This is a genomic window from Streptomyces albospinus (assembly GCF_014648695.1).
Lineage (GTDB): Bacteria > Actinomycetota > Actinomycetes > Streptomycetales > Streptomycetaceae > Streptomyces > Streptomyces albospinus.
The window spans coordinates 362,898-385,207 of sequence record NZ_BMRP01000003.1 but is presented as its reverse complement, the minus strand read 5'-3'; the positions used below and the strand labels follow the sequence as shown (position 1 = coordinate 385,207).

The following is a 22,310-nucleotide window of genomic DNA, read 5'->3' as shown; positions in this document are numbered from 1 at the left end:
TCGCCTCCTGGGCCTCGGGAAACGGATGGAGGCTCACAGGAGCGGGGGACGGGCGCGGCCCCGGTGGTGGTCGGGCGGGTGAAGGAGAGGTGAACTCAGCGGCGGGGACGGGCAATCGGCGTCAATCGCCGCGGATCAGGTCGGCGCACTTCTCTCCGATCATCATCGTCGTGATGCACGGATTGGTGGTCGTCAGGAGCGGCATCGCCGAGCCGTCCGCCACCCGCAGGCCGGTGACGCCCTTGACGCGGAGCTGCGGGTCCAGCGGGGCGGTCGGATCGCCCGGGGCGCCCATCTGGACGGTGCAGGCGGGGTGGTAGACGGTGTTGTGGGTGGTGCGGATGTAGTCCAGCAGGTCGTCGTCGGTGCGCGCGGCGGGTCCCGGGGCCAGTTCGGTGCCGGCCCAATCGGCCATCGGGGGCCGGGAGATGATGTCGCGGGCCAGCCGGAGGCCGTAGGTCATCACGCGGATGTCGTGCTCGTCGGTGAAGTACCGGGGGTCGACCTTCGGCTTGTCGCGGAAGTCGCGGGTACGCAGCCGGACGGTGCCGCGGGAGCGGGCGCGGGTGACGTTGGGGGTGAGGCAGAAGGCGTTCTCCGAGGTGGGGTAGCCGCGGCGGTAGGTGTTCATGTCGAAGGGCACGGACCCGTAGTGGAACATCAGGTCGGGGCGGTCCAGGCCGGGCTCGGTGTCGTAGAAGATGCCGATCTCCCACCACTGGGTGGAGGAGTCGACCATCGGCTGTTTGGCGTCCCACATGATGACGCCCTCGGGGTGGTCCTGGAGGTTGGCGCCGACGCCCGGGGAGTCGACCAGCGGTTCGATGCCGGTGGCGCGGAGGTGGTCGGCCGGGCCGATGCCGGAGAGCATCAGCAGCTTGGGGGAGTCGATGGCGCCGCAGGAGACGACGACCTCGCGGCGGGCGTGGACGGTGCGGGTGTGGATCAGGTCGGGGGAGAGGTAGTCCACGCCCGTGCAGTGCCGCGCGGCGTCGAAGCGCAGCCGCTTGGCCTGGACCCCGGTGCGCACGTCGAGGTTGCGGCGGGTGCCCATGACCGGGTGGAGGTAGGAGACCGAGGCGGACGAACGGGTGCCGTCGGGGCGGCAGTTGATCTGGAACCAGTCCGCGCCCCGGACGACGGTCTCGCCGGTGTTGAACGGCGTGGTGGGGATGCCCGCCGCCGCACAGGCCTCCAGCAGGGCGACTCCGCAGGGGTCCTTGGGCGGGACGGTGCGGAGGGTGACCGGGCCGCTGCGGCCGTGGTGGCCGCCGGGGGCGTCATTGGTCTCCAGGCGCTGGAACAGCGGGAAGCAGTCGGCCGCGCTCCAGCCCGTACAGCCCCTGGCGGCCCACTCGTCGAGGTCTTCGGCGGGGGCCCAGAAGGCGATACAGGAGTTGTGCGAGGAGCAGCCGCCCAGCACCCGGGCGCGGGCGTGCCGCATGAAGCTGTTGCCGTTCTCCTGCGGCTCGACGGGGTAGTCCCAGTCGTAGCCGGATTCGAGGAGCGCCATCCAGCGGTCCAGCCGCAGGATGTTGTCGTCGCCGACGTCGGAGGGCCCGGCCTCCAGCAGGCATACGGTGACGGACGGGTCCTCGCTCAGCCGGGCCGCGACGACCGCGCCGGCGGTGCCGCCGCCGACCACGACGTAGTCGAACGAGTCGAGCTGGTCCACCGGGGCTTCTCGGTCCATCGTGCCGTCTCCAGGTCGGGGGAGGGTCAGGGAGTGGTGCCGCTGCCGTCGGTGTCGGCGGCGTGGGCGGCGAGGACGCCGGTGCGGTGGCGCTGGACGCACCAGTAGTAGGCGAAGCCGCCGAGCGCCACGACGCCGATGAACAGGAAGGCGCCCCAGCGCAGGTACCAGTGCTGCGGGCCGGTCGCGTTGTAGACCGCGGCCCGCGGCCAGGCGAGATTGACGGACATCCCCAGGCCCCACAGCACGGTGAGGACGTTCACCGGCAGCCCGAACCTGCCGAGCGAGAACCGGCCGGGCACCGGCGTCCACCGGCCGCGCAGCCGCTGCATCAGCATCGGCAGCGTGACCAGCAGATACGCCAGGTAGATCATGATGATCGCGATGCTGGTGATCACCGAGAAGATCTGCGGCTGGTTGACGTTGATGAGCAGGATGCCGACCCCGACCAGGCCGATGATGATCGCGGGCAGCACCGGCGTCTGGAAGCGCGGGCTCACCCTGGCGAGCAGGGACGATGCCGGGAGGTTGTTGTCGCGGGCCATCGCGAAGGCGAGCCGGATGCCCGCGGTGTGCACCGCCAGTTCGCAGACGGTGATCGCGATGACCACGCACCACAGCACCAACTGCCCGACGGTCGATCCCAGGGTGGAGAGCACCACGTACTGGAGGCCGTCCACCGACAGCTTCTCGGAGTGCAGATCGGGGACCGCCAGCAGGGCGAAGAGCAGGATCAGGCCGCCGATGACGAACGAGGCGACCAGGGCCCGCAGGATCGCGCGGGGCGCGTTGCGGGCCGGGTCCTTTGACTCCTCGCCGAGCGACGAGGCCGTGTCGAAGCCGTACATGACGTAGGCGGAGGCCAGCGAGGCGGTCAGGAACGCGCCGAAGTAGCCCAGGCTCTCCCCGCGGCCCAGGCCGAAGGTCTGGGTCACCGCGGCGGGCCCCCGGGTGATGTGCGCGGCGAGCAGCAGGATCAGCACGATGGCGGCGATCAACTCGATGGCCACGCCCGCCGAGTTGATGCGCGCCATCAGCTTGACGCCGAAGGCGTTGACCAGCGTGGTGAACGTGATGAGCACGGCGCCGAGCAGCACGGCGTTGGCCGCCGCGTCCGTCTTCCCGGTGCCGTTGCCGATGAACTGGAACCACGACGAGATCTGGGGCAGCGTCACCTGATACGCCAGCGCCACCGCGGCCAGCGAGACCATCGAGGCGGTCAGCATCATCCAGCCGCCCAGCCAGCCCACGTGCGGACCGCCCAACTGCTTGGCCCAGTTGTAGATCGACCCGGCCACCGGATAGCGGGCGGCCAGCTCGCAGAAGCACAGCGCCACCATCAGCTGGCCCGCGAAGACCATCGGCCAGGACCACCAGTACGCCGGGCCGCCGTGGCTGACACCGAAGTAGAACAGCTGGAAGGTGCCGGTGAGGATCGAGATGTAGCTGATGCCGGCGGCGAAGGTGTGGAAGTTGCCGAGGGTGCGCTTGAGTTCGGGCTTGTAGCCGAGCTCGGCGAGCGCGCCGTCGTCATGGGAACCGCCGTCCGGCGCGCCCTCCGCGCCGGCACCCGGGGCTACGGAGCCGGGCGCGGCGTCGGATCCGGAGCCGGCGTCGGTCACTCGAACCACCTCTGCGGACGCGGGGCCGTGTTGCGCCAGATGTGCTTGGCCTCCTGGTATTCCGCCAGCCCGGCCGGCCCCAGCTCGCGCCCGATGCCGGACTGCTTCATCCCGCCCCACTCGGCCTGCGGGACGTACGGATGGAAGTCGTTGATCCACACGGTGCCCGCCCGCATCCGGGCGGCGACCCGGTGCGCGCGCTCGCCGTCCTGCGTCCACACCGCCCCGGCCAGCCCGTACACCGTGTCGTTGGCGAGCGACACCGCCTCGTCCTCGTCCCGGAAGCGCTCCACGGTCAGCACCGGCCCGAACGACTCGTCGCGCACCACGGACATGTCCGGCGTGCACTCGTCCAGCACCGTCGGCAGGTAGTAGAAGCCGTCCGCCAGCTCCGGGTCGTCCGGCGCCCGGCCGCCGCAGCGCAGTACCGCGCCCTCCTCGATCCCGGCCGCCACATACGCCTCGACCTTCGCCCGGTGCGCCGCGGAGATCAGCGGACCGGTACGGGCCAGCTCGTCGAACGGCCCGCCCGGCCGGATCCGCCGGGCCCGCGCCACCACCTCCTCGACGAACTTGTCGTGCAACCGGTCCTGGACCAGCAGCCGGGCCCCCGCCGAGCAGACCTGCCCGGAGTGCAGGAAGACGGCCGTCAGGGCGTAGTCGACCGCGGTGTCGAAGTCGGCGTCCGCGAAGACGATGTTGGGGTTCTTGCCGCCCAGTTCGAGGGCGATCTTCTTGACGGTGGGCGCGGCGGCGGCCATGATCCGGCGGCCGGTGAGCAGCCCGCCGGTGAACGACACCATGTCCACCCGGGGATCCTCGGTCAGCGGCGCGCCCACGACCGGGCCGGTGCCCAGCACCAGGTTGGCCACCCCGTCCGGGACGCCCGCCTCCGCCAGCAGCCGCATCAGGTGGATCGCGGTGTGCGGGGTCAGCTCGCTCGGCTTCAGGATGAACGTATTGCCGGTGACCAGGGCCGGGGCGACCTTCCAGGCGGTCTGGAGCAGCGGGTAGTTCCACGGCGTGATCAGCGCGCAGACCCCGACCGGCTCGTGCCGCACCGAGCTGTCGGTCTCCGCGGTGCCGGTGTCCACCACCCGGTCGGTACCGCCGGCCGCGCCGAGATTGCCGAAGTACCGGAAGCAGTTGGCGATGTCGTCCATGTCGTACGCGCTCTCCACCAGCCGCTTCCCGGTGTCCAGGGACTCGGCGCGGGCCAGCGTGTCCTTGTCGCGCTCCAGCAGTTCGGCGACGCGCAGGACGATGCGGCCCCGCTCGGCGGTCGGCGTGCGCGGCCAGGACCCGTCGTCGAACGCGATCCGGGCGGCGGTGATCGCCGCATCCACGTCCTTCGGCCCGCCCTCGTCGACGGTCGCGACCAGCCGGCCGTCCGCCGGGCAGCGGATCTCCCGCACCTGCCCGTCGGCCGCTGCGGTCCACTGACCGCCGATGAACAGCTCGGGCATGGGGCGGGCCTCCGGTCTCGGTCTCCGGGCGGGCGGCTGCGTAGCGGTGACGATCTCGATACCGAGCGTAGGGCGGGCGCCAGGGGACCGCACGGTGCGAGGGGCCGGGGGAGAGGCGGACGGCGGGGGTCGGGGCCGATGGGGTGACGGCGCGGGCTTCCGGGACAATGGGGGCATGCATCCGGTCCCCGACGCAGCCGCCTATCTGGCCGGCCGCTGGCACGTCGAGCGCGCGGTGTACGACCTGCGGGCCGGCGCCGAGGGCAGCTTCCGGGGCACCGCCGACTTCCGCCCGGACGGCGCCGGCGGTGCCCTGCTGCACGTCGAGGAGGGCGAACTGGCCTGGGGCGGGGCGGTCCACCCGGCCACCCGCACGCTGCGGCTGCTGCCCCGGCCCGACGGCACCGCCGAGATCACCTTCGCCGACGGCCGCCCCTTCCACGACCTGGATCTGCGCACCGGCCGCTGGACCGCCGGCCACCCGTGCGCCGAGGACCACTACGCGGGGACCTTCACCGCCGTCGGCGCCGACCGCTGGGAACTGGAGTGGCGGGTCGGCGGCCCGGCCAAGGACCAACTGCTGCGGTCGGTGTACCGGCGCAGCGTCGCAGCACCCCGGCCGGCTACGGCTTCACGGCCTTCAGGGCGTACAGCAGCGGGATGATCGGCTCGGACGGCGGCAGCCGCCACCAGCCGTTCTCGGACGGCACCATCGACGGGAAGCGCGGCCAGGGCAGCAGCTCGGTCTCGCGGACGCGGCGGACCGTCAGCCCGGCCCCGACCACGGCCGAGACGACCTCGCCGACGCCGTGCCGCCAGGAGTAGCTCGTCGTGGCGCCCTGGAGGGGCGGGCCGTCGGTGTACGTGGCGGGGGAGTCGCTCCGGATGGCGCCCCGGCCGGCCAGGTAGTCATGGCGGAGGACGAGGTGGCGGCCGTCCTCGTCCGGGTGCGGCGTCGGGCCCAGCGAGTCGAGCAGCGGATGGAACTCCACCAGGTAGAACGTCCCGCCCGGCCGCAGCAGTTCGGCGACGATGCCCGCCCAGACGGCGACATCGGGGATGTAGCACAGCGCGCCCTTGCCCGTGTAGATCACATCGAACCGGCGGTCCCCGAGCGCCTCGACCGCCCGGTGGACATCCGCCCGGACGAACTCCATGTCCCGGCCCGCCTCGCCGGCCAGCCGCCGGGCCTGCGCGACCGCCTCGGCGGAGATGTCGAGCCCGACCGCCCGCGCGCCCCGGTCGGCGAACGCCGCCGTCTCGGTCCCCAGATGGCACTGAAGGTGCAGCACGTCGCGCCCGGCCAGCTCACCGAGATCCGTCCACTCGAACGGCGCGAACCAGTCCTCGGCGCTCCGTGAGCCGTCCAGGCCGTAGAACGCGCTGGCCACATGGACGGGCGTGCGGGCATCCCAGTTGGCCTGGTTGGCGCGCACCATTTCGTCGGTACTGGGGGTGCGCGGATGCGGGGCGGGGTGAGCCGTGGTCGGGGGCTCGCTCTGCTCTGTGGTCATACCTCCTCTTCTACCGGGCGCTCCGGCTCGCACACCAGGGCGCGGGCCGATCGGCCCCGTCCCCCTGCGGGTCGCCGCTGCCGGCGGCGGTCACCGTCCCCCGGGAGAGCGTCGCCCGCCGGGGCGCCCGCCGGGCCAGGGCGTCGTCCTCGGTGGCGATGACGCAGGTGAGCCGCCGCTCGCTCCACAGCCGGGCCAGCAGCTCGGTGAAATCCGCGCGGTCGGCAGCGGGGAGGCCGGCGGTCGGCCGGTCCGCCAGGAGCGCGGTGGGCCGCTTGACGAGGGCCCGCGCCAGGGCGGTACGGCGCCGCGCGTGGTCGTCCAACTCCCCCGGCAGGAAGTCCATGTGCCCCGACAGCCCGACCTCCTCCAGCGCGTCGCCGGCCAGTTCCCAGCGGTCGGCGGGATGCAGCCGCAGGGGGACGAGGGCGCCGGCCACGTTCTGACGGGCGGTGCGGCCCGGGGTCAGTCCGGCGTCGGGGCCGAGCAGGCCGATCGACTCGGCACGGATCCGGGCGAGACGGGACTCGGTCACCGTGGCCAGATCCGTGCCGTCGAGCTCGACGCTGCCGCGGGTGGGGCGCTCCAGCCCCGCGAGGATCCGCAGCAGCGTCGACTTGCCGCCGCCGGGCGGGCCCTGGAGCACGAGGGTCCCGCCGTCCTCGACGTAGAGACCGATGCCGTCCAGCGCCCGCACCGTGTCGCCGCCGTCGCGGTAGCACTTGGTCACGCCGGTCAGGTGGTACATGGTGCACGCTCCTCCAGGCCCGCGGAGCTGTGGGCCTGGAGCCACCGTAGGGGCGGTATGTGACCGGGTGATGAGCGGAGAGTGAGAGGTCGATGAGAAATCGGGGCGTTCCGGGCGGCCGATGGACGGTGGACGGCGGACCGGGAGGAGCCGGGCCGTGCACCCCGCCTCTCCGGCCACCGGCGTCACGTACCGGGATTGCGCTGCGGAGCGCAACACCCCCGTTGCGGTGGGTATGTTGGACGCCGCGCAGAGTGGTCGTGCCGTTGCCGGCACCGTTACCCGACGGGAAGAGTGTGGAATGAGCCAAGAGATCCAGCCGCAGTCCAGCACCGTCGACGTGAGCATCCCGAGTGTCGCACGGATGTATGACTACTACCTCGGCGGCAAGGACAACTACGCGGTCGACCGCGAGGCTTGTGACGAGCTGAGCAAGGTCGTGCCGAGCACCCAGGTGCTGGCGCTCAACAACCGGCGCTTCCTGCGGCGGGTGGTCCGCTGGCTGGCCCAGGAGCACGGCATCCGGCAGTTCGTCGACCACGGATCAGGGCTGCCGACCCAGGACAACGTCCACCAGGTCGCCCAGCAGGTCGACCCCGATTCCCGTGTGGTGTACGTCGACAACGACCCGATCGTGCTGGCGCACGGCCGGGCGCTGCTGGAGGAGAACGCGAACACCGCCGTCATCCAGGCCGATATGCGGGACACCGAGGGCATCTTCGGCCACCCGGAGGTCGAGCGGCTGATCGACGTCAAGGAGCCGGTCGCCGCGCTGTTCGTCTCGGTGCTGCACTGCATCCCGGACGCGGACGACCCGGCGGCGCTGGTCCGGCGGGTCGCCGAACGACTGGTGCCGGGAAGCTTCCTGGTGGTGTGTCAGCTGGTGAGCGAGGACGCCGCGACCCGGGACTTCGTCACCGAGTTCATGCGGGTGAGCACCCATGGCAACTGGGGCCGCGTGCGGCAGGAGCACGAGCTGCGGGCGTTCCTGGACGGGCTGGAGATCCAGGAGCCGGGGCTGGTGGAGGTGTCCACCTGGCTCCCGGACGCCTCGGACGTCGGCCCGGAGCAGCTGACCAAGGAGTGGATCGAGTTCGGCGGGGTGGCACGGAAGCCGTAGCCCCGGCAGCGGGCACGAACCGGCAGGGGGAGGCGAGGCCGTCGCCTCCCCCTGCGTGCACCGTCGTCAGCTGTACTGCTTGAGGAGCCGGTCGAGTATCGCCAGCGACTCGCGCGGTGACTCGGCCTGCGCGCTGAGCCGGTCCATGACCGCCAGGTAGTGATCGACATCGTCGCGCTTGTCGAGATAGAGCGCGCTGGTCAGCTGCTCCAGATACACGATGTCCGGGAGATCCGGCTCCAGGAAGCGGAGGATGGTGATCGGGCCGCCCGCCGCGGCGAGGCCGCCGAGGTCGAAAGGGGCTATCTGGAGGGTGACATTGGATAGTTGAGCGATGGTCAGAAGATGTCTGAGCTGATCGGCCATCACGTCCGCGCCGCCGAGCGGACGCCGCAGACACGCCTCGTCGATGACGGCCCAGAACCGCGGCGCGTCCTTGAGGGTCAGCAGCTTCTGCCGCTCCATGCGCAGCCGCACCCGCTGCTCCGTCTCCTCGGGGCCGGCCCCGGGATGCCCGAGCCGGGAGACGGCACGGGCGTAGTCGGCGGTCTGCAACAGGCCCGGTACGAACTGGACTTCGTAGGTACGGATGACCGAGGCGGCCTCTTCGAGGCCGATGTGGGTCTCGAACCAGCCGGGCAGCACATCGCTGTACTGGTGCCACCAGCCGGGAGTGCTGGTCCGGCGGGCGAGCGTGAGGAAACCGGCGCGGTTCTCGGCGTCCGTGACGCCGTAGAGCGTCAGCAGATCGGCGACATCGCGCTCCTTGCAGCTCACCCGCCCCAGTTCCAGTCGGCTGATCTTCGCGTGGGAGGCGCGGATATGGTCCCCGGCGGCCTCGCGGGTGATGCCCGCGGCCTCCCGGAGCCTGCGCAGCTGGGTGCCCAGCACGATGCGCAGAACGGTCGGGCCGCCCCTCGGATGTTCCAGATAGCGGCGCAGAGACGGTTCGCTGCTCGGCTGCGCGGCGCTCATGCTGACTCCCCTGAGTGGTCGGGCGAACGCCCAGTGTCCCATTGCCTGTTGTGGTCGTACAGCGGCACCGACTATCCGGCCGACATATGCCTCAGTCTCGTCGGTCGTCGGCCGCCCTACGGTCGGTCAGGGGCGATCAGATGGTCGAAGTCGCCGTCCTTGGCGCCCTGGACGAAGGCTGCCATCTCGTCGTGGGTGTAGATCAGCGCGGGTCCCGCGGGGTGCCGCGAGTTGCGTACCGCGACCCCGCCGTCCGAAAGAAGCGCCAGTTCAACGCAGTTGCCACTGGGGTTGCTGCGGCGGCTCTTGCGCCAGACCGCGCCTTCGATGCCGGTCGCCGGCATGCCGTTGGTCATCGACTCCATCAGAGCTGCTCCCTTGCCGGATGGTGCTCTCGGTACCGGTCCGGGGGCGCGATCAGCGTGGCGTGATCCCGTCCCTGGGTGGCCGTCCTTGCCGACGTAATTGCAGATGCACTTGCAGCGAGGGACGGCTGACGAGGATATTAGCCCTCCGGAGCAGTTCGGCCCAGACCTTCCCGGACGCGCCCAGCCCCGTACGCCCTTCGCGGAGATCGTGATGACCACACATCCGGCAGAGCCCGAGCACGACGCTTTTCGGGAGGGAGCGCAACCGGTGGCCTTCCCGGGCAACGGGGCGGCGCACGGCGGTTGGTGGATGCCGGGGGCGAACGGGTTCGCGGCGTGTGCGCTCAGCGGATCGGCGTGCACCGTGGCGGAGGCCCGGCAGTTCACGCGGACCACGCTCCAGGGCTGGCGGATGTGCCCCGGACTCGCCGAGAACGCGGTACTGGTCGTCTCCGAACTCGTCACCAATGCACTGCGGCACGGTGCCGAGCAGACCCGACGTACCGTCAACTCGACTTACTCGGAGCCGTTTTGCCATGCGTGGCTGGCGCTGACCCGGCAGGAGCGCAGCGTGCTGTGCGCGGTCTCGGACGCCGGTGCCGCAGCGCCCGTCCTCCGGCCCCAGGACGAGCTGGCCGAGTCCGGACGCGGACTGCACCTCGTCGACCTGCTGAGCGACGCCTGGGGGTGGACGCCGCCGGACCTGGCGGGCAAGACGGTGTGGGCGACGGTGTCGGCGCGCGGCTGAGCGGGCGGCGCACTGGCGGGTTCGGGGGTGGCGTGATCCGAGGCGGCAACGGGCCCACCAGACAACCGAGTTCAGGTACTTCCGCTCCGCTCCGGAGGGAGCTTTCCGGCCACTCCGCGGAGCAGACAGCCGTTCCGGATCGCGGCGGGTCCGGCGAACGGGCCGCTGCCGTAGGGGTGCAGCGCGATGGCGATCTCGTTCGCCGCCGGGCAGTGCTCCGGATGCAGGATGAAATACCTGTTGTGGAAGGCCAGTTGGCGCTGCATGCCCCGCTGGCACGCCGTGGCCAGCTGATCCGCCTCGACCGCCGACAGTGTCACCCCGCGCCGCTGCCGGCCGTGGACCACCGGCCGGGACTCCAGATCGCCGGCCGCGTCCAGCGTCAGGCAGAACCCCTCGATCAACCCGGCCGGTGGATTGCCCTCGAAGAGCCCGTGCGCGACGTCCTGCGGAGAGCTGTTGGCCCCCATGACGGCTCCCCGGCCCCGGTCGGTGGGTGGTCACCGACATGATGGGCGTCCCGCCCGGGGGCGTCGTGAGTGCGGCTACTCAGGCCCGCCGGCGAGTACCCGTCCGCAGGGCGCCGGGGCGAGGTGTGCCTCGACGCGGTCGACGGCGGCATGGGCGCCGAAGGCGGCGATACGGAGCAGATCGGCGTCGCCCGATGCCTCGCCGCTTGCCGTGCAGCGCCAGAACTCGACATCCCCGGCGGTGAGTTGGGAGGGCGTGAAAGCGGTCAGCAGGGCCAGTGCGGCGACCGGGCGGTCTGCGCCGCGGAGGCCGGTGAGCGCGTCGTAGAGCCAGGACCGGGTGAGCGGGTCACGGTTGGTCGGTTCGGTGTCCGGTGGCCGCAGCCCGCGCTCGGCCATCGTCGTGCGCACCCGCGTGCGGACGGCGTCGGTGAGGGACGGGTGGTCGTCGGCCGTGACGGCGGCGCGGAGTGCGGCGAGTGCGGCGCGCGGGGGCGCGGCGTCGGTGTACGGCGGCCGGTCGCCGGCCGGGAGGGCGGCGGGGCGCCGTCGCGGCAGCAGTCCGTTGCGCGGTGCCCGCCCGGTCAGCAGGGCGGTGGCGAGGCGGTTGAGGAAGTGGCACACCAGGGCGGTGGCGAGGTATTCGGGGGCGTGGCCGGCCGGAGCCGGCGGGGCGGCGGCGCCCGGGGTGGCGGTGGCCGCGCCCCAGGCCAGCAGTCGGGCGTGGGCGGCATCGCCCGGGGTGCCGCCGGTGCGCACGGACCGGGCCAGGGCAGGGTGGCCGGCGGCCTGAAGCGTCCGGGTGTGGGTGTCCAGGCAGGGCGCGCAGCGGTTGGCCCGCGCGACGCCCGCCGCGACCAGCTCCTTGGCCGTACGCGGGGCGTCGCCCGTCACGAGCGAGGCGCGCACGGCGCCCCAGGTCGCGTCGAGGAGACCGGGCGCGGGGGAGAGGAGGCGGAACTCCGGAGGGGGCGCGGAGGCGCCGAAGGCGCCCGCCAACTCGCCCTGGAGGGCGGCGCGTTGATCGCTCGCCGCGGTCGGGTCCACGGGGGAGGTGAAGCGGAAGGGGCTCGGCACGGCGGTCTCCAGTTCTGGGTGCGGCGGCCCCGCACGGCCGCCTCTCCGGAACCGATCCTCGCCGCCCGATCGCCGCAGGTCGTCGTACGCAGGGCGGCCGTTCCCCCTACTGCACCCGGAGCGCGTACGGGCCCCGCCTACTCCTCCGGGAGTAGGGAGGACCCGTACGGGTTCACCGTCCGGCGCCGGGATCCCCGAGCCCGAACGCCGCCAGCAGCTGTTCCGCCGCCAGGGTCGCCGTGATCTCGCCGTCGCGGACCGCCCGTTCGATGCCGGGCCCCAGCCGGCGCACCTCCGGATGGTCCTGGAGGCGGTCGATCAGCCGGTCGCGGACCATCGACCAGGTCCAGTCGACCTGCTGGGCGCGGCGCCGTTCGGCCAGCGCGCCGGTGGAGTCCAGCAGGGTGCGGTGCTGCTCGATCCGCTCCCACACCGTCTTCAGGCCGGTGCCCTCGCGGGCGCTGCACGTGAGGACCGGCGGGGTCCAGACCGCGTCGGCGGGCTGCAACAGCCGTAGCGCGCCTGCCAGTTCGCGGGCCGCGGAGCGGGCGTCCCGCTCGTGCGGGCCGTCCGCCTTGTTGACGGAGACCAGGTCCGCCAGCTCCAGGACGCCCTTCTTGATGCCCTGGAGCTGGTCGCCGGTGCGGGCCAGGGTCAGCAGCAGGAACGTGTCGACCATGTCGGCGACGGTGGTCTCGGACTGGCCGACCCCGACCGTCTCCACCAGGACGACGTCATAGCCCGCGGCCTCCATCACCACCATCGACTCGCGGGTCGCCCGCGCCACCCCGCCCAGCGTGCCGGACGTCGGGGAGGGGCGGACGAACGCCGCGGGATCGGTCGCCAGCCGCTCCATCCGGGTCTTGTCGCCCAGGATGGAGCCGCCGGTACGGCTGGAGGACGGGTCGACGGCGAGCACCGCCACCCGGTGCCCCATCCCCGTCAGCAGCGAGCCCAGCGCATCGATGAAGGTCGACTTGCCGACGCCGGGGACGCCGCTGATGCCCACCCGGCGGGCCGCACCGGAGTACGGCAGCAGCCGGATCAGCAGCTGCTGGGCCGCCGCGCGGTGATCGGACCGGGTGGACTCGACCAGGGTGACCGCGCGGGCGATCCAGGCGCGGGAACCCGCCCGGACTCCCTCGGCGTACCGGTCGACATCGATCCTCGCAGGCATGGCCCCCCGCTCACAGCTCGTGGCCGAGGACCGCTGCCAGGTCCTTCACCAGGTCGTGGGCCGCGTCCGGGATGACCGTGCCCGGCAGGAAGACCGCCGCGGCGCCCATGTCGCGCAGCGGCTGGACGTCCTGCGGCGGGATCACCCCGCCGACCACGATGGTGATGTCCTCCCGGTCCTCCGCCGCCAGTGCCTCGCGCAGCGCGGGCACCAGGGTGAGATGGCCGGCCGCGAGCGAGGAGACGCCGACGATGTGCACGTCCGCCTCCACCGCCTGGCGGGCCACCTCGGCCGGGGTCTGGAACAGCGGGCCGACGTCGACGTCGAAGCCCAGGTCGGCGAAGGCCGTGGCGATCACCTTCTGGCCGCGGTCATGGCCGTCCTGGCCCATCTTGGCCACCAGGATCCGCGGCCGGCGCCCCTCGGCCCGCTCGAACTCGGCGACCAGGTCCCGGGTGCGGTCGACCCCGGAGGACGGGCCCGCTTCGTCTCGGTACACACCCGAGATGGTACGGATCTGGCCCGAGTGGCGTCCGTAGACCGACTCCAGGGCGTCGGAGATCTCGCCGACGGTCGCCATGGCGCGCGCCGCGTCCACCGCGAGCGCCAGCAGGTTGCCCTCAAGTCCCGTACCGGGCACGGCCCCTGCCGCCGCGGTCAGCGCCCGCAGCGCCGCCTGGCAGGCGTCCTCGTCGCGCTCGGCCCGCAGCCGCTTCAGCTTCTCGATCTGCTGGGCGCGCACCGCGGAGTTGTCGACCTTGAGGACCTCGATCTCCTCGTCGGTCTCCACCCGGTACTTGTTGACGCCGATCAGCGCCTGCCGCCCCGAGTCGATCCGCGCCTGCGTACGGGCCGCGGCCTCCTCGACCCGCAGCTTCGGGATACCCGCGTCGATGGCCTTGGCCATACCGCCGGCCGCCTCGACCTCCTCGATGTGCTGCCAGGCCCGGCGCGCCAGATCGTGCGTGAGCCGCTCGACGTAGGCGCTGCCGCCCCACGGGTCGATGACCCGGCAGGTGCCCGACTCCTGCTGGAGGAACAGCTGCGTGTTGCGGGCGATCCGCGCCGAGAAGTCCGTGGGCAGCGCCAGCGCCTCGTCGAGCGCGTTGGTGTGCAGCGACTGGGTGTGGCCCTGGGTGGCGGCCATCGCCTCCACACACGTCCGGGTGACGTTGTTGAAGACGTCCTGCGCGGTCAGCGACCAGCCCGAGGTCTGCGAATGGGTGCGCAGCGAAAGGGACTTGGGGTTCTTCGGGTCGAACTTCTGGACCAGCCGGGCCCACAGCAGCCGGGCCGCACGCAGCTTGGCGATCTCCATGAAGAAGTTCATGCCGATGGCCCAGAAGAAGGACAGCCGCGGGGCGAAGGAGTCCACGTCCATCCCCGCCGCCAGACCCGCGCGCAGGTACTCGACACCGTCCGCGAGGGTGTACGCCAGCTCCAGGTCGGCCGTCGCACCCGCCTCCTGGATGTGGTAGCCGGAGATCGAGATGGAGTTGTAGCGCGGCATCTTCTGCGAGGTGTACGCGAAGATGTCGGAGATGATCCGCATCGAGGGCTGCGGCGGATAGATGTAGGTGTTGCGGACCATGAACTCCTTGAGGATGTCGTTCTGGATGGTCCCGGCCAGCTTCTCGGGCGGTACGCCCTGCTCCTCGGCGGCCACGATGTAGAGGGCGAGAACGGGCAGCACCGCGCCGTTCATCGTCATCGACACCGTCATCTTGTCCAGCGGGATGCCCTCGAAGAGCTGCCGCATGTCGTAGATCGAGTCGATCGCGACGCCCGCCATGCCGACGTCGCCGGTCACCCGCGGGTGGTCGCTGTCGTATCCGCGGTGCGTCGGCAGGTCGAAGGCGACCGACAGGCCCTTCTGGCCGGCGGCGAGATTGCGCCGGTAGAAGGCGTTGGACTCCTCGGCGGTGGAGAAACCCGCGTACTGCCGGATGGTCCAGGGCTGGTTGACGTACATCGTCGGGTACGGGCCGCGCAGATACGGCGCGATGCCCGGATACGTCCCCAGGAAGTCCAGCCCGTCGAGATCCGCCTCCGTGTACAGCGGCTTGACGTCGATGCCCTCCGGGGTCTCCCAGGTCAGGTCCGCCACGCCCTTGCCGGTGGCCTGCTGGACGGCCTGTGCCCAGCGGCCGGAATCGCCCGCGTCCCTGCCCGGGGCGCCCAGCTCCACCGTGCTGAAGTCCGGGATGGCGCCGGCCTGCGCCCGGGTGCCAAGCGGCGATCCGCCCACGGCGCCCGCCTGCCCTGCCGTCTCCTCCATCACGCCACCTCCGTGACATCCAGGGCCGAGGTCAGCACCTCGACCGCGTCGCAGCCCGCGAACACGAACGCGTCCACACCGGCCGCCACGAACTCCTCCCGGCGCTCGCCCGGCCTGCCCGCCAGGTAGACCCGCACCGCCGCGGCCGACTTCAGCGCCGCGGCCACCTCCGCCGCCTGCTCGCCGTACACCGCGTCACTGGAGCACACCGCGGCGATCCGGGCACCGCTCCCCGCGAACGCCGCGGCCACCGACTCCGCCGTCACCTGCTCCGAGGCGGTCTCGATCCCGCCCGCCTGGAAGAGGTTGGCGGTGAACGCCACCCGCGCGGTGTGCGCCGCGACCGGGCCCAGCGCGGCCAGGAACACCTTCGGCCGGGCGCCGTCGGCCGCCAGCCGCGCATCGGACCGCGACCGCAGCGCCTCGTACGCATCGTCCCTGCGCACCCGCGGCAGCCCACCGGAACCCGGGCCCGCCGGCGCGGGGGCCGGCTCGCGGTGCACCGGCGGCTCGGCCAGGTGCGGGAACTCGCTGACACCGGTGATCGGTTCGCGGCGGTGCGCCAGATCCTCGCTGCGCCGCCGCCAGGTCGCCGCCAGCCGGTCGCCGAGCATCCCGGAGCGCAGCGCCGCGGCCTGGCCGCCCGCGCCCTCGATCTCCTGGAAGAACTCCCAGCCCTTGCCGGCCAGTTCGGCGGTCAGCTGCTCCACGTACCAGGAGCCGCCCGCCGGGTCGATCACCTTCGACAGATGCGACTCCTCCAGCAGCACCGACTGGGTGTTGCGGGCGATCCGCCGGGCGAACGCGTCCGGCAGGCCCAGCGCGGCGTCGAACGGCAGCACCGTCACCGCGTCCGCGCCGCCCACGCCCGCGGACAGCCCGGCGACCGTGGTGCGCAGCATGTTCACCCACGGATCCCGACGGGTCATCATGACCGTTGAGCTGACGGCGTGTTGACGCTGCGCCGCGGCGCCCGGCGACACCCCGCAGACCTCCGCGACCCGCGCCCACAGCCGCCGGGCGGCGCGCAGCTTGGCGATGGTCAGGAACTGGTCGGCGGTGGCGGCGTAGCGGAACTCCAGCTGCCGGCAGGCGTCGTCGATCCCGAGACCGGCCTGTGTCAGCTCCCGCAGATACGCCACACCGGTGGCCAGCGACGCGCCCAGCTCCTCGGCCGCCGAACCGCCCGCCTCGTGATACGGCAGCGCGTCGACGGCCACCGCCCGCAGCCGGGGCACCTCGGCGGCGCAGCGCACGGCCAGCCGCGCGGTCGCCGCCAGCCCGGCCGGCAGCGCGCCGTCGTCGCCGGTGCGCGCCAGCACACCGAGCGGATCGGCGCCCAGCCCGCCGCCGCCCTCCGGCAGCGCCGCACCGGACTCCCGGTAGAGCTTCAGCAACTCCTCGGCGGCGGCCTCGAATTCCGCGCCCGCGTCCAGCACCACCGGCGCCAGATCCAGATAGACGCCCCGGAGCGCCTCGGCCAGCCCCGCTACCGGTACGCCGCCGTCGCCGACGGTCAGCCATACCGAGGTGACGCCGTTCTCCAGGTCGGCGAGCAGCGCCTCGTTGACGCGCCGCGGATCGGTGCCGGCATGGCGCTGACGGACGTCCCACCCGGAGACGGCGGTGCCCTCGGGGCGTCCCGCCCGTACGAAGGGGGGGAATCCGGGGTGCCCGAGAGCGGACGGCGCGTCCTCGGCGGTATACAGCGGGCGGATGCGGATCCCGTCCTGGAGATCCGTGGCGAGCGCGTCCTCGGCGGCGGCACCGGCGGCCTCGGCGACGCCCGATTTGCGCAGTACGCCTTCGACGAGACGCTGCCACTGCGCTCGATCGGCGTCCGGGAAGGCGGCGGCCAGGGGGAGTTCGGGGGACTCGGCGGTCATGGCAGCAGGCTAGGCGAACGACCGTTAGCTGGAGCAGAGGCAACCGCTGTGACCTTGCACTCGTTGCCCCGGCCGCCCCCGGCGCTGTACAGGAATCCGGCCCTCCGCCCCTGTGTCAACCCCCGGGACGGGCGATTTCCTCCGCCGACATCCGCAACGCCCCGCCCGCCACCTTGTCGGCCGGATGACCCGGATTGCCGGTCCCGGAAAGGCCGGCGCCTACGGCCCCCGTGGAACGTCCACGCCGTCCGAGGCCGTGGGTGGAGCCGGCCGGCGCCCGGCGTTCCCGTGCCGCGCCGGCCCCGAGCGGTAGCGTGGGCCCGGCGCCACACCGAGGAGCGGAATGCCCAGGTCGACCGTCACCCGCACCACGCTCGCCGCCGGCGCTCTCCTGCTGCTCCTGCTGCTGCTCACCGCCGTCGTCCTGCTGGTGCCGGGGCTGCCGCCGGCCGCCCCGCACCGCGCCGCCTGCACGGGACGAGTCCCCGCCTCCTGGTCCGCCGACCCGGCACCCACCGACGCCTTCGCCCGCTACGGCGACGACAACACCCGCACCGACGACTGGACCGGCGGCGACGGCACCCACTCGGTACGGCTCCCGGACGGCCGCACCCTCTGGCTGTTCTCGGACACCTTCCTCGACCGGGTGCAGCCACCGCCCAACTCCCAAGGCCAGCCCTACAGTTGGCGCACTGCGAACAACGGCGGCACCCCCTACCTGCGGCACAACTCGCTGGTGGTGATGTCCCCCGCGGGCCGCCCGGAGCGCACCCTCACCGGCGGCAGTCCGGCCGCACCCGGCCCGTTCTTCCCCGACCCTCCCGGCGGCGGCTGGCGCTGGCCGGTCCAGGCGCGTGTGGAGCCCCGCACCCCCGGCTCGCCCGAGAAGGTGGTCCGGGTGCTGCTGTGGCACCGCGTCCCCGGCACCGGCACCTGGGTCTTCGGGATGCCCCAGGGCACCGAGGTCGCCACCCTCTCCCTGCCCGGCCTCCGCCTGGAGGGCATCGGCCAGACCGTCGACGCGGCCACGGTCGCCGACCCGGGCCGCCGCGTCCTCTATGGCGCCGCGGCCGTCGCCGACCGCGGCTGGACCTATGTCTTCGGCGGCGACGACCCGCCCTCGTCCCCCGCCGACAGCGCCTATCTGGCGCGGGTCCCGGACGGGCGGCTCGCGGACCGCGCGGCCTGGCGGTTCTGGGACGGCGCCCGCTGGCAGCGGCGGCCCGAGCGGGCCGCGCCCGTACTGCACGGCGGCGGCCGGCGCGGTGTCGGCAGCGCCTTCACCGTCGTCCGCGACGGCGCGACCTGGGTGCTCTTCACGATGGACACCCCGGCCGGCGGCACCGCCGGCATCCGCACGATCACCAGCTACTGGTCCTGCTCGCCCCAGGGCCCCTGGCACGGCCCCAACGGGCGGATCACCCCGCCCCGGCCCGCCGGCCCCGACCCGGGGCACATCGCCGTCTACAACCCGCAGGCGCACCCCGAATTCACCACCGGCGGAGCCCTGCTGCTCAGTTACGACGTCAACTGGCTCGGCCCGCCCGGCGTCCCCGCCGACCCGCAGGTCAACGGCGATGTCGCGCTCTACCGGCCGCGCTTCCTGCGCGTGCGGACGGCGCCCGCAAAGCCCTGAAGCGGGCGGCGCCCGTGCCCGTCAACTCCCGTGCTGCTCGCGCCACTTGGCGGCCCGCTCATCGATGTCGAAAGGGACCAGGTTGAGCGGCGGCCCGTCCAGCGGCGCGGCCAGCGCCGCCCGGATCCGGTCGTTGATCTCCGCGAGGATGCGGCGCAGCGCGGCCTCGCTCGGTGCCCGCTCGGCGGCGGCCAGCGCGTCCTCGGCCTCCTTGCGCAGCGCCAGGCTCGCCGGCAGCAGCGAGAGGTGCTCGCGGCTCATCTTCTCCTTGATCCACCACATCTCGTCATAGGGCCGGTCGAGGTGGGGGAGGGGCTTGCCGAATCCGTCGAGACCGTCGAACGCGCCGCGTTCGGCCGCCTCGCGGATCTGCTTGTCGGTCCAGCTCTCGAAGCTGATACCCGGGGGTTTGCGCTCGGTCATCGTGTGCATCTCCCGAGAGGGCGGGCCTGGTCGGCCCTCGTCCTCCCACCGTAGCGGGGCGGACCCCGCCCGAGGTCAGCCGGCCGGGCTCGGGCTGCCGGCGGCGCCCCCGGTCCCGCCGGTGTCGGTCGGGGTCGGCTGGACCACCGGGAAGGCGTTGTTGCCGCCGCACACCATCGGCCCGACGCGGACGCTCCCGCCGACCAGGGTCACCACGACCTGGCCGGGCGGCTTGTTGCCGGGGACCCGGGCGTTGGCGGCGGTGCACACCAGCTGGTTCATCGAGGCCGGGTCCAGCAGCTTGGCGTTCACCGGCAGGGTGATCACGACCGTGCCCTGACCGGTCTCGGCGGTCACCGGCCCGGGGAACTTCGGCACCACACTGGACAGCCCGCGCATCCGCTCGGCGTGGTTCGGCCCGCCCATCAGCAGCTGGATCGCCTGCTCGGGATCCACCGGAGCCTTCGCCGGGCGGGTCGCCGAGCGCAGCCCGGACGGACCGTAGAAGAACAGCTGGACATCGGCCGCGGGCTGGCCCGGCGCCTTCACACCGGTCGCCGGCTCACCGGCGTCGATGACATCGGTGGGTTCGATGCCGCAGCCGGCCAGCGCACCGGCGAGGACGGCGCCCAGGGTGCCCAGGACGATCCGCCGGGGCCCGGGCCCTGTCGTCGCGGGCAGGGTGCGGCGGGAGATCGGGGTACGGAGGGCGGTCATGCGGTGTCGTTCTCTTTCCCGGCAGCGGGGCGCTCGCCCGCCCGGCCGCCAACCTGGTCGTCCTGCTCGCGGTCCGCCGCCGCACCCGCACGGGGGCCGCCGGCGGGCGGCTCTCCGGCGGCCGGCCGGCCGGCTCCCGGCGCGCCGTCCGGTGTCCCGCCGTCCGCTGCCGTATCCGGCCGCAGCGGCAGCTCCACGGTGAACACCGCGCCGCCGTCGGGGGAGTTGGCGGCGCGCAGGGTGCCGCCGTGCAGCCGGACGTTCTCCTGCGCGATGGCCAGCCCCAGCCCGCTGCCCTCCGACCGGGCACGCGCCGAGTCCGCCTTGTAGAAGCGGTCGAAGACATGCGGCAGCACCTCGGGGGCGATCCCGGGGCCGCTGTCGCGGATCTCGATCAGCAGCCGGCCGGCGCCCGGCTCCGGCGCGTGCAGCACCACCCGGACCGGCTCCCCGCCGTGGTGCAGGGCGTTGCCGACGAGATTGGCGACCACCACGTCCAGCCGCCGCGGGTCGAGCCGGGCCCGCACGTCGTCCGGAAGTTCCGCCGCGACCCGCTGCTGCCAGGCCCTGGCCTGGAGGGTCTTGCGGATCGTCTCGGCGACGTCGACCTCGTCCAGGTGGAGCGCGGCGGCCCCGGCGTCGAACCGCGAGACCTCCATCAGGTCCTCCACCATCCGCGCCAGCTTCCCGGTCTCCTGGCTGATCAGCCGGACCGCGGAGGCGGTGTCCGGGTCCAGCGAGTCGGCGTCCTCGTCGAGCACATCGGTGACCGCCGACATCGCCGCCAGCGGCGTGCGCAGCTCGTGCGAGACATCGGCCGCGAACCGCCGGGAGTTCGCCTCCATCCGGCGCAGCTCCGCCATGCTCTCCTCCAGCTTCGCCGCCATGTCGTTGAACGTCCTGGACAGATCGGCGAGTTCGTCGGCGCCCTTGACCTCCAGGCGGGTGTCGAGCTTGCCCTCGGCGATCCGCCCGGCGGCCTGCCGCAGACCCCGTACGGGCCGCAGCACCCCGCGCGCCGCGAACAGCGGCAGTATCACGGCCAGCGCGAACGCCGGCAGTGCGCCGCCGCGCGCGGCGCTCACCAGCGCCTCGACATTGGCCTCCTCGGCGCTCAGCGGCAGCTGCGCGTACACCGTCAGCGCGGACGCCGCACCGTCCGACTGGCGCACCGGCATCCCGATCAGCAGCCAGGGGGCGCCGTCGCGGTCGATGCGCTGGAAGACCGGCACCCGGCGTTTCTCCACCGACGTCTTGAAATCGGCCGGCACCACCATCTCGCGCCGCAGCCCGCCCTGGTCGCTGTCCGGGACGCCGTTGTAGTGCACCGTGATGTCCCAGTCGCGGGACTTCCCCGACCGCTCCAGCTGCACCCGGAAGGAGTCCAGGTCCGTCTGGGACGGCGGTACCGCCAGCTCCGGCGCCAGCGAATTGACCTGGGCCCGCAGGTCGTTGACGGCCCCGTCCTGGGACCGCTGGAGGATGGCGTTACGGGCCTCGCGGTAGGTCAGCCCCGCGGTGGTCAGCGCGCTGACCGCGGCCACGAGCAGGAACGCCACCACGAGCCGGGCCCGCAGCCCGCGCGGTACCGAGAGGCCCGGCAGCAGCCGGCCCAGCCGGCCCTTACGCTTCACAGCGGCCCGAAGCGGTAACCGAACCCGCGGACGGTCTGGACGTAACGGGGGCTGCGCGGGGTGTCCTCTATCTTCGTCCGCAGCCGCATCACACAGGCGTCCACCAGCCGCGCGTCGCCGTGGTAGCTGTGCTCCCAGACGTGCTCCAGCAGCTGCTGGCGGCTGAAGACCTGTCCCGGGGTCGCGGACAGGAACAGCAGCAGCTTCATCTCGGACGGCGCCAGCGCCAGGTCCTGGCCGCTCTTGGTGACGACCAGACCCGCCCGGTCGATGGCCAGCTCGCCGTAGGTCTCCACAGGAGAGGGCCCCGGCTCGGTGGCCGGGGCGCCGTCGGCGGGCAGTGCCGTACGCCGCAGCACCGCGCGGATCCGGGCCTCCAGGACTTCACCGCGGGCCGGTTTGACGATGTAGTCGTCGGCTCCGGCCTCCAGGCCGAGCACCACATCGAGGTCGTCGCCGCGGGCGGTGAGCATGATGATCGGCAGCTGCCGCTCGGCGCGGATCAGCCGGCAGATCTCGAACCCGTCTTTACCCGGCAGCATCAGGTCCAGCAGTACGATGTCAGGGCGGAAGCCTGGCAGTGCTGCCAGCCCCTCCTCGCCGCTTGCCGCCGCCGCCACGTCATGGCCGCGTCGCCGCAGTGCGAGGCTCACTCCGTCCCGTACGGCGGCGTCGTCCTCGATCAGAAGTACTCGTGGCATGGGTCCAGTATCAATAAGTTTCATGATGGATCCGTAACAGGCGCATCCTGTCCCGAG

At 72.9% G+C, this 22,310-nt stretch carries 20 protein-coding genes; 4 read left to right on the top strand and 16 right to left on the bottom strand.

The features are described from left to right. Positions 1–121 precede the first annotated feature (121 nt). Genes IEZ17_RS07265 through IEZ17_RS07255 form a run of 3 tightly spaced genes read right to left on the bottom strand, consistent with a single transcriptional unit; the run spans position 122 to position 4,781 of the window. A complete protein-coding gene (locus IEZ17_RS07265; protein WP_189297572.1) occupies positions 122–1,693 on the bottom strand; it encodes a GMC family oxidoreductase in 1,572 nt (523 codons plus the stop codon). A 26-nt stretch (positions 1,694–1,719) separates the two neighbouring features. Then, positions 1,720–3,315 carry an APC family permease gene (locus IEZ17_RS07260; RefSeq protein ID WP_373299743.1) on the bottom strand — a complete coding sequence of 532 codons (1,596 nt, stop codon included), beginning with the start codon at positions 3,313–3,315 and terminating at the stop codon, positions 1,720–1,722. Further along, on the bottom strand, positions 3,312–4,781 hold the full coding sequence (locus IEZ17_RS07255; protein ID WP_189297567.1) for an aldehyde dehydrogenase family protein: 1,470 nt from the start codon (positions 4,779–4,781) through the stop codon (positions 3,312–3,314). Before IEZ17_RS07255 ends, IEZ17_RS07260 begins: the two co-directional genes overlap by 4 nt. Positions 4,782–4,956: 175 nt before the next feature. Between IEZ17_RS07255 and IEZ17_RS07250 the strand changes: the two genes are divergently transcribed. Then, positions 4,957–5,445 (top strand): DUF6314 family protein, encoded by a 489-nt coding sequence (locus IEZ17_RS07250; protein WP_189297565.1) that lies wholly within the window; start codon positions 4,957–4,959, stop codon positions 5,443–5,445. Here the strand turns inward: IEZ17_RS07250 and IEZ17_RS07245 are convergent. After that, positions 5,405–6,295, bottom strand: coding sequence for a class I SAM-dependent methyltransferase (locus IEZ17_RS07245; RefSeq protein ID WP_189297563.1), 891 nt, complete (start codon positions 6,293–6,295; stop codon positions 5,405–5,407). The two genes, IEZ17_RS07250 and IEZ17_RS07245, sit on opposite strands and share 41 nt — an antisense overlap. Before the next feature lie 10 nt (positions 6,296–6,305). Continuing rightward, the gene (locus IEZ17_RS07240) at positions 6,306–7,043 is read right to left on the bottom strand and encodes an ATP-binding cassette domain-containing protein (RefSeq protein WP_189297561.1); all 738 of its coding nucleotides are present in this window, start codon (positions 7,041–7,043) and stop codon (positions 6,306–6,308) included. A gap of 301 nt (positions 7,044–7,344) precedes the next feature. Here IEZ17_RS07240 and IEZ17_RS07235 point away from each other — a divergent pair, with 301 nt between their 5' ends. Beyond that, the gene (locus tag IEZ17_RS07235) at positions 7,345–8,163 is read left to right on the top strand and encodes an SAM-dependent methyltransferase (RefSeq protein ID WP_189297559.1); all 819 of its coding nucleotides are present in this window, start codon (positions 7,345–7,347) and stop codon (positions 8,161–8,163) included. A gap of 66 nt (positions 8,164–8,229) precedes the next feature. On the opposite strand, the gene IEZ17_RS07230 is transcribed toward IEZ17_RS07235, so the two are convergent. Together IEZ17_RS07230 and IEZ17_RS07225 are read right to left on the bottom strand one after the other, a co-directional pair. Further along, complete coding sequence (locus tag IEZ17_RS07230; protein ID WP_189297557.1) at positions 8,230–9,138, bottom strand: Sco1979 family transcriptional regulator; 909 nt, start codon at positions 9,136–9,138, stop codon at positions 8,230–8,232. Between the two features lie 116 nt (positions 9,139–9,254). Further along, on the bottom strand, positions 9,255–9,503 hold the full coding sequence (locus tag IEZ17_RS07225; RefSeq protein WP_189297555.1) for a DUF397 domain-containing protein: 249 nt from the start codon (positions 9,501–9,503) through the stop codon (positions 9,255–9,257). A 214-nt stretch (positions 9,504–9,717) separates the two neighbouring features. Here IEZ17_RS07225 and IEZ17_RS07220 point away from each other — a divergent pair, with 214 nt between their 5' ends. Beyond that, positions 9,718–10,254, top strand: a complete 537-nt coding sequence (locus IEZ17_RS07220) for an ATP-binding protein (protein ID WP_189297553.1) — start codon at positions 9,718–9,720, stop codon at positions 10,252–10,254. A gap of 71 nt (positions 10,255–10,325) precedes the next feature. Here IEZ17_RS07220 and IEZ17_RS07215 read toward each other — a convergent pair whose 3' ends face one another. The 5 genes from IEZ17_RS07215 to IEZ17_RS07195 all read right to left on the bottom strand — a co-directional run bounded on the left by IEZ17_RS07215 (position 10,326) and on the right by IEZ17_RS07195 (position 17,142). Continuing rightward, positions 10,326–10,724, bottom strand: a complete 399-nt coding sequence (locus IEZ17_RS07215) for a coenzyme f390 synthetase (protein ID WP_189297551.1) — start codon at positions 10,722–10,724, stop codon at positions 10,326–10,328. A gap of 75 nt (positions 10,725–10,799) precedes the next feature. Continuing rightward, entirely contained in the window at positions 10,800–11,801 is a 1,002-nt protein-coding gene (locus tag IEZ17_RS07210; RefSeq protein ID WP_189297549.1) for a carboxymuconolactone decarboxylase family protein, read from the bottom strand. 172 nt (positions 11,802–11,973) lie between these two features. Continuing rightward, the gene (gene meaB, locus IEZ17_RS07205) at positions 11,974–12,978 is read right to left on the bottom strand and encodes a methylmalonyl Co-A mutase-associated GTPase MeaB (RefSeq protein WP_189297547.1); all 1,005 of its coding nucleotides are present in this window, start codon (positions 12,976–12,978) and stop codon (positions 11,974–11,976) included. A gap of 10 nt (positions 12,979–12,988) precedes the next feature. After that, positions 12,989–15,256, bottom strand: a complete 2,268-nt coding sequence (gene scpA / locus IEZ17_RS07200; RefSeq protein WP_189297545.1) for a methylmalonyl-CoA mutase — start codon at positions 15,254–15,256, stop codon at positions 12,989–12,991. Continuing rightward, positions 15,256–17,142: a methylmalonyl-CoA mutase subunit beta gene (locus IEZ17_RS07195; protein ID WP_189297543.1), complete on the bottom strand. Its 1,887-nt coding sequence runs from the start codon at positions 17,140–17,142 to the stop codon at positions 15,256–15,258. The genes scpA and IEZ17_RS07195 overlap by 1 nt, the downstream gene beginning before the upstream one ends. A gap of 343 nt (positions 17,143–17,485) precedes the next feature. On the opposite strand from IEZ17_RS07195, the gene IEZ17_RS07190 reads away from it, so the two are divergent. Further along, positions 17,486–18,778, top strand: a complete 1,293-nt coding sequence (locus tag IEZ17_RS07190) for a DUF5005 domain-containing protein (protein ID WP_189297541.1) — start codon at positions 17,486–17,488, stop codon at positions 18,776–18,778. A gap of 21 nt (positions 18,779–18,799) precedes the next feature. Here the strand turns inward: IEZ17_RS07190 and IEZ17_RS07185 are convergent, their stop codons facing one another. From IEZ17_RS07185 to IEZ17_RS07170, 4 genes are all read right to left on the bottom strand, one after another. Then, positions 18,800–19,201, bottom strand: a complete 402-nt coding sequence (locus IEZ17_RS07185) for a DnaJ family domain-containing protein (RefSeq protein WP_189297539.1) — start codon at positions 19,199–19,201, stop codon at positions 18,800–18,802. Positions 19,202–19,276: 75 nt separating this feature from the next. After that, complete coding sequence (locus IEZ17_RS07180; RefSeq protein WP_189297537.1) at positions 19,277–19,918, bottom strand: hypothetical protein; 642 nt, start codon at positions 19,916–19,918, stop codon at positions 19,277–19,279. Next, positions 19,915–21,552, bottom strand: a complete 1,638-nt coding sequence (locus IEZ17_RS07175; protein WP_229851976.1) for an ATP-binding protein — start codon at positions 21,550–21,552, stop codon at positions 19,915–19,917. Before IEZ17_RS07175 ends, IEZ17_RS07180 begins: the two co-directional genes overlap by 4 nt. Beyond that, a complete protein-coding gene (locus tag IEZ17_RS07170; RefSeq protein WP_189297535.1) occupies positions 21,549–22,253 on the bottom strand; it encodes a response regulator in 705 nt (234 codons plus the stop codon). Before IEZ17_RS07170 ends, IEZ17_RS07175 begins: the two co-directional genes overlap by 4 nt. Positions 22,254–22,310: the final 57 nt, after the last annotated feature.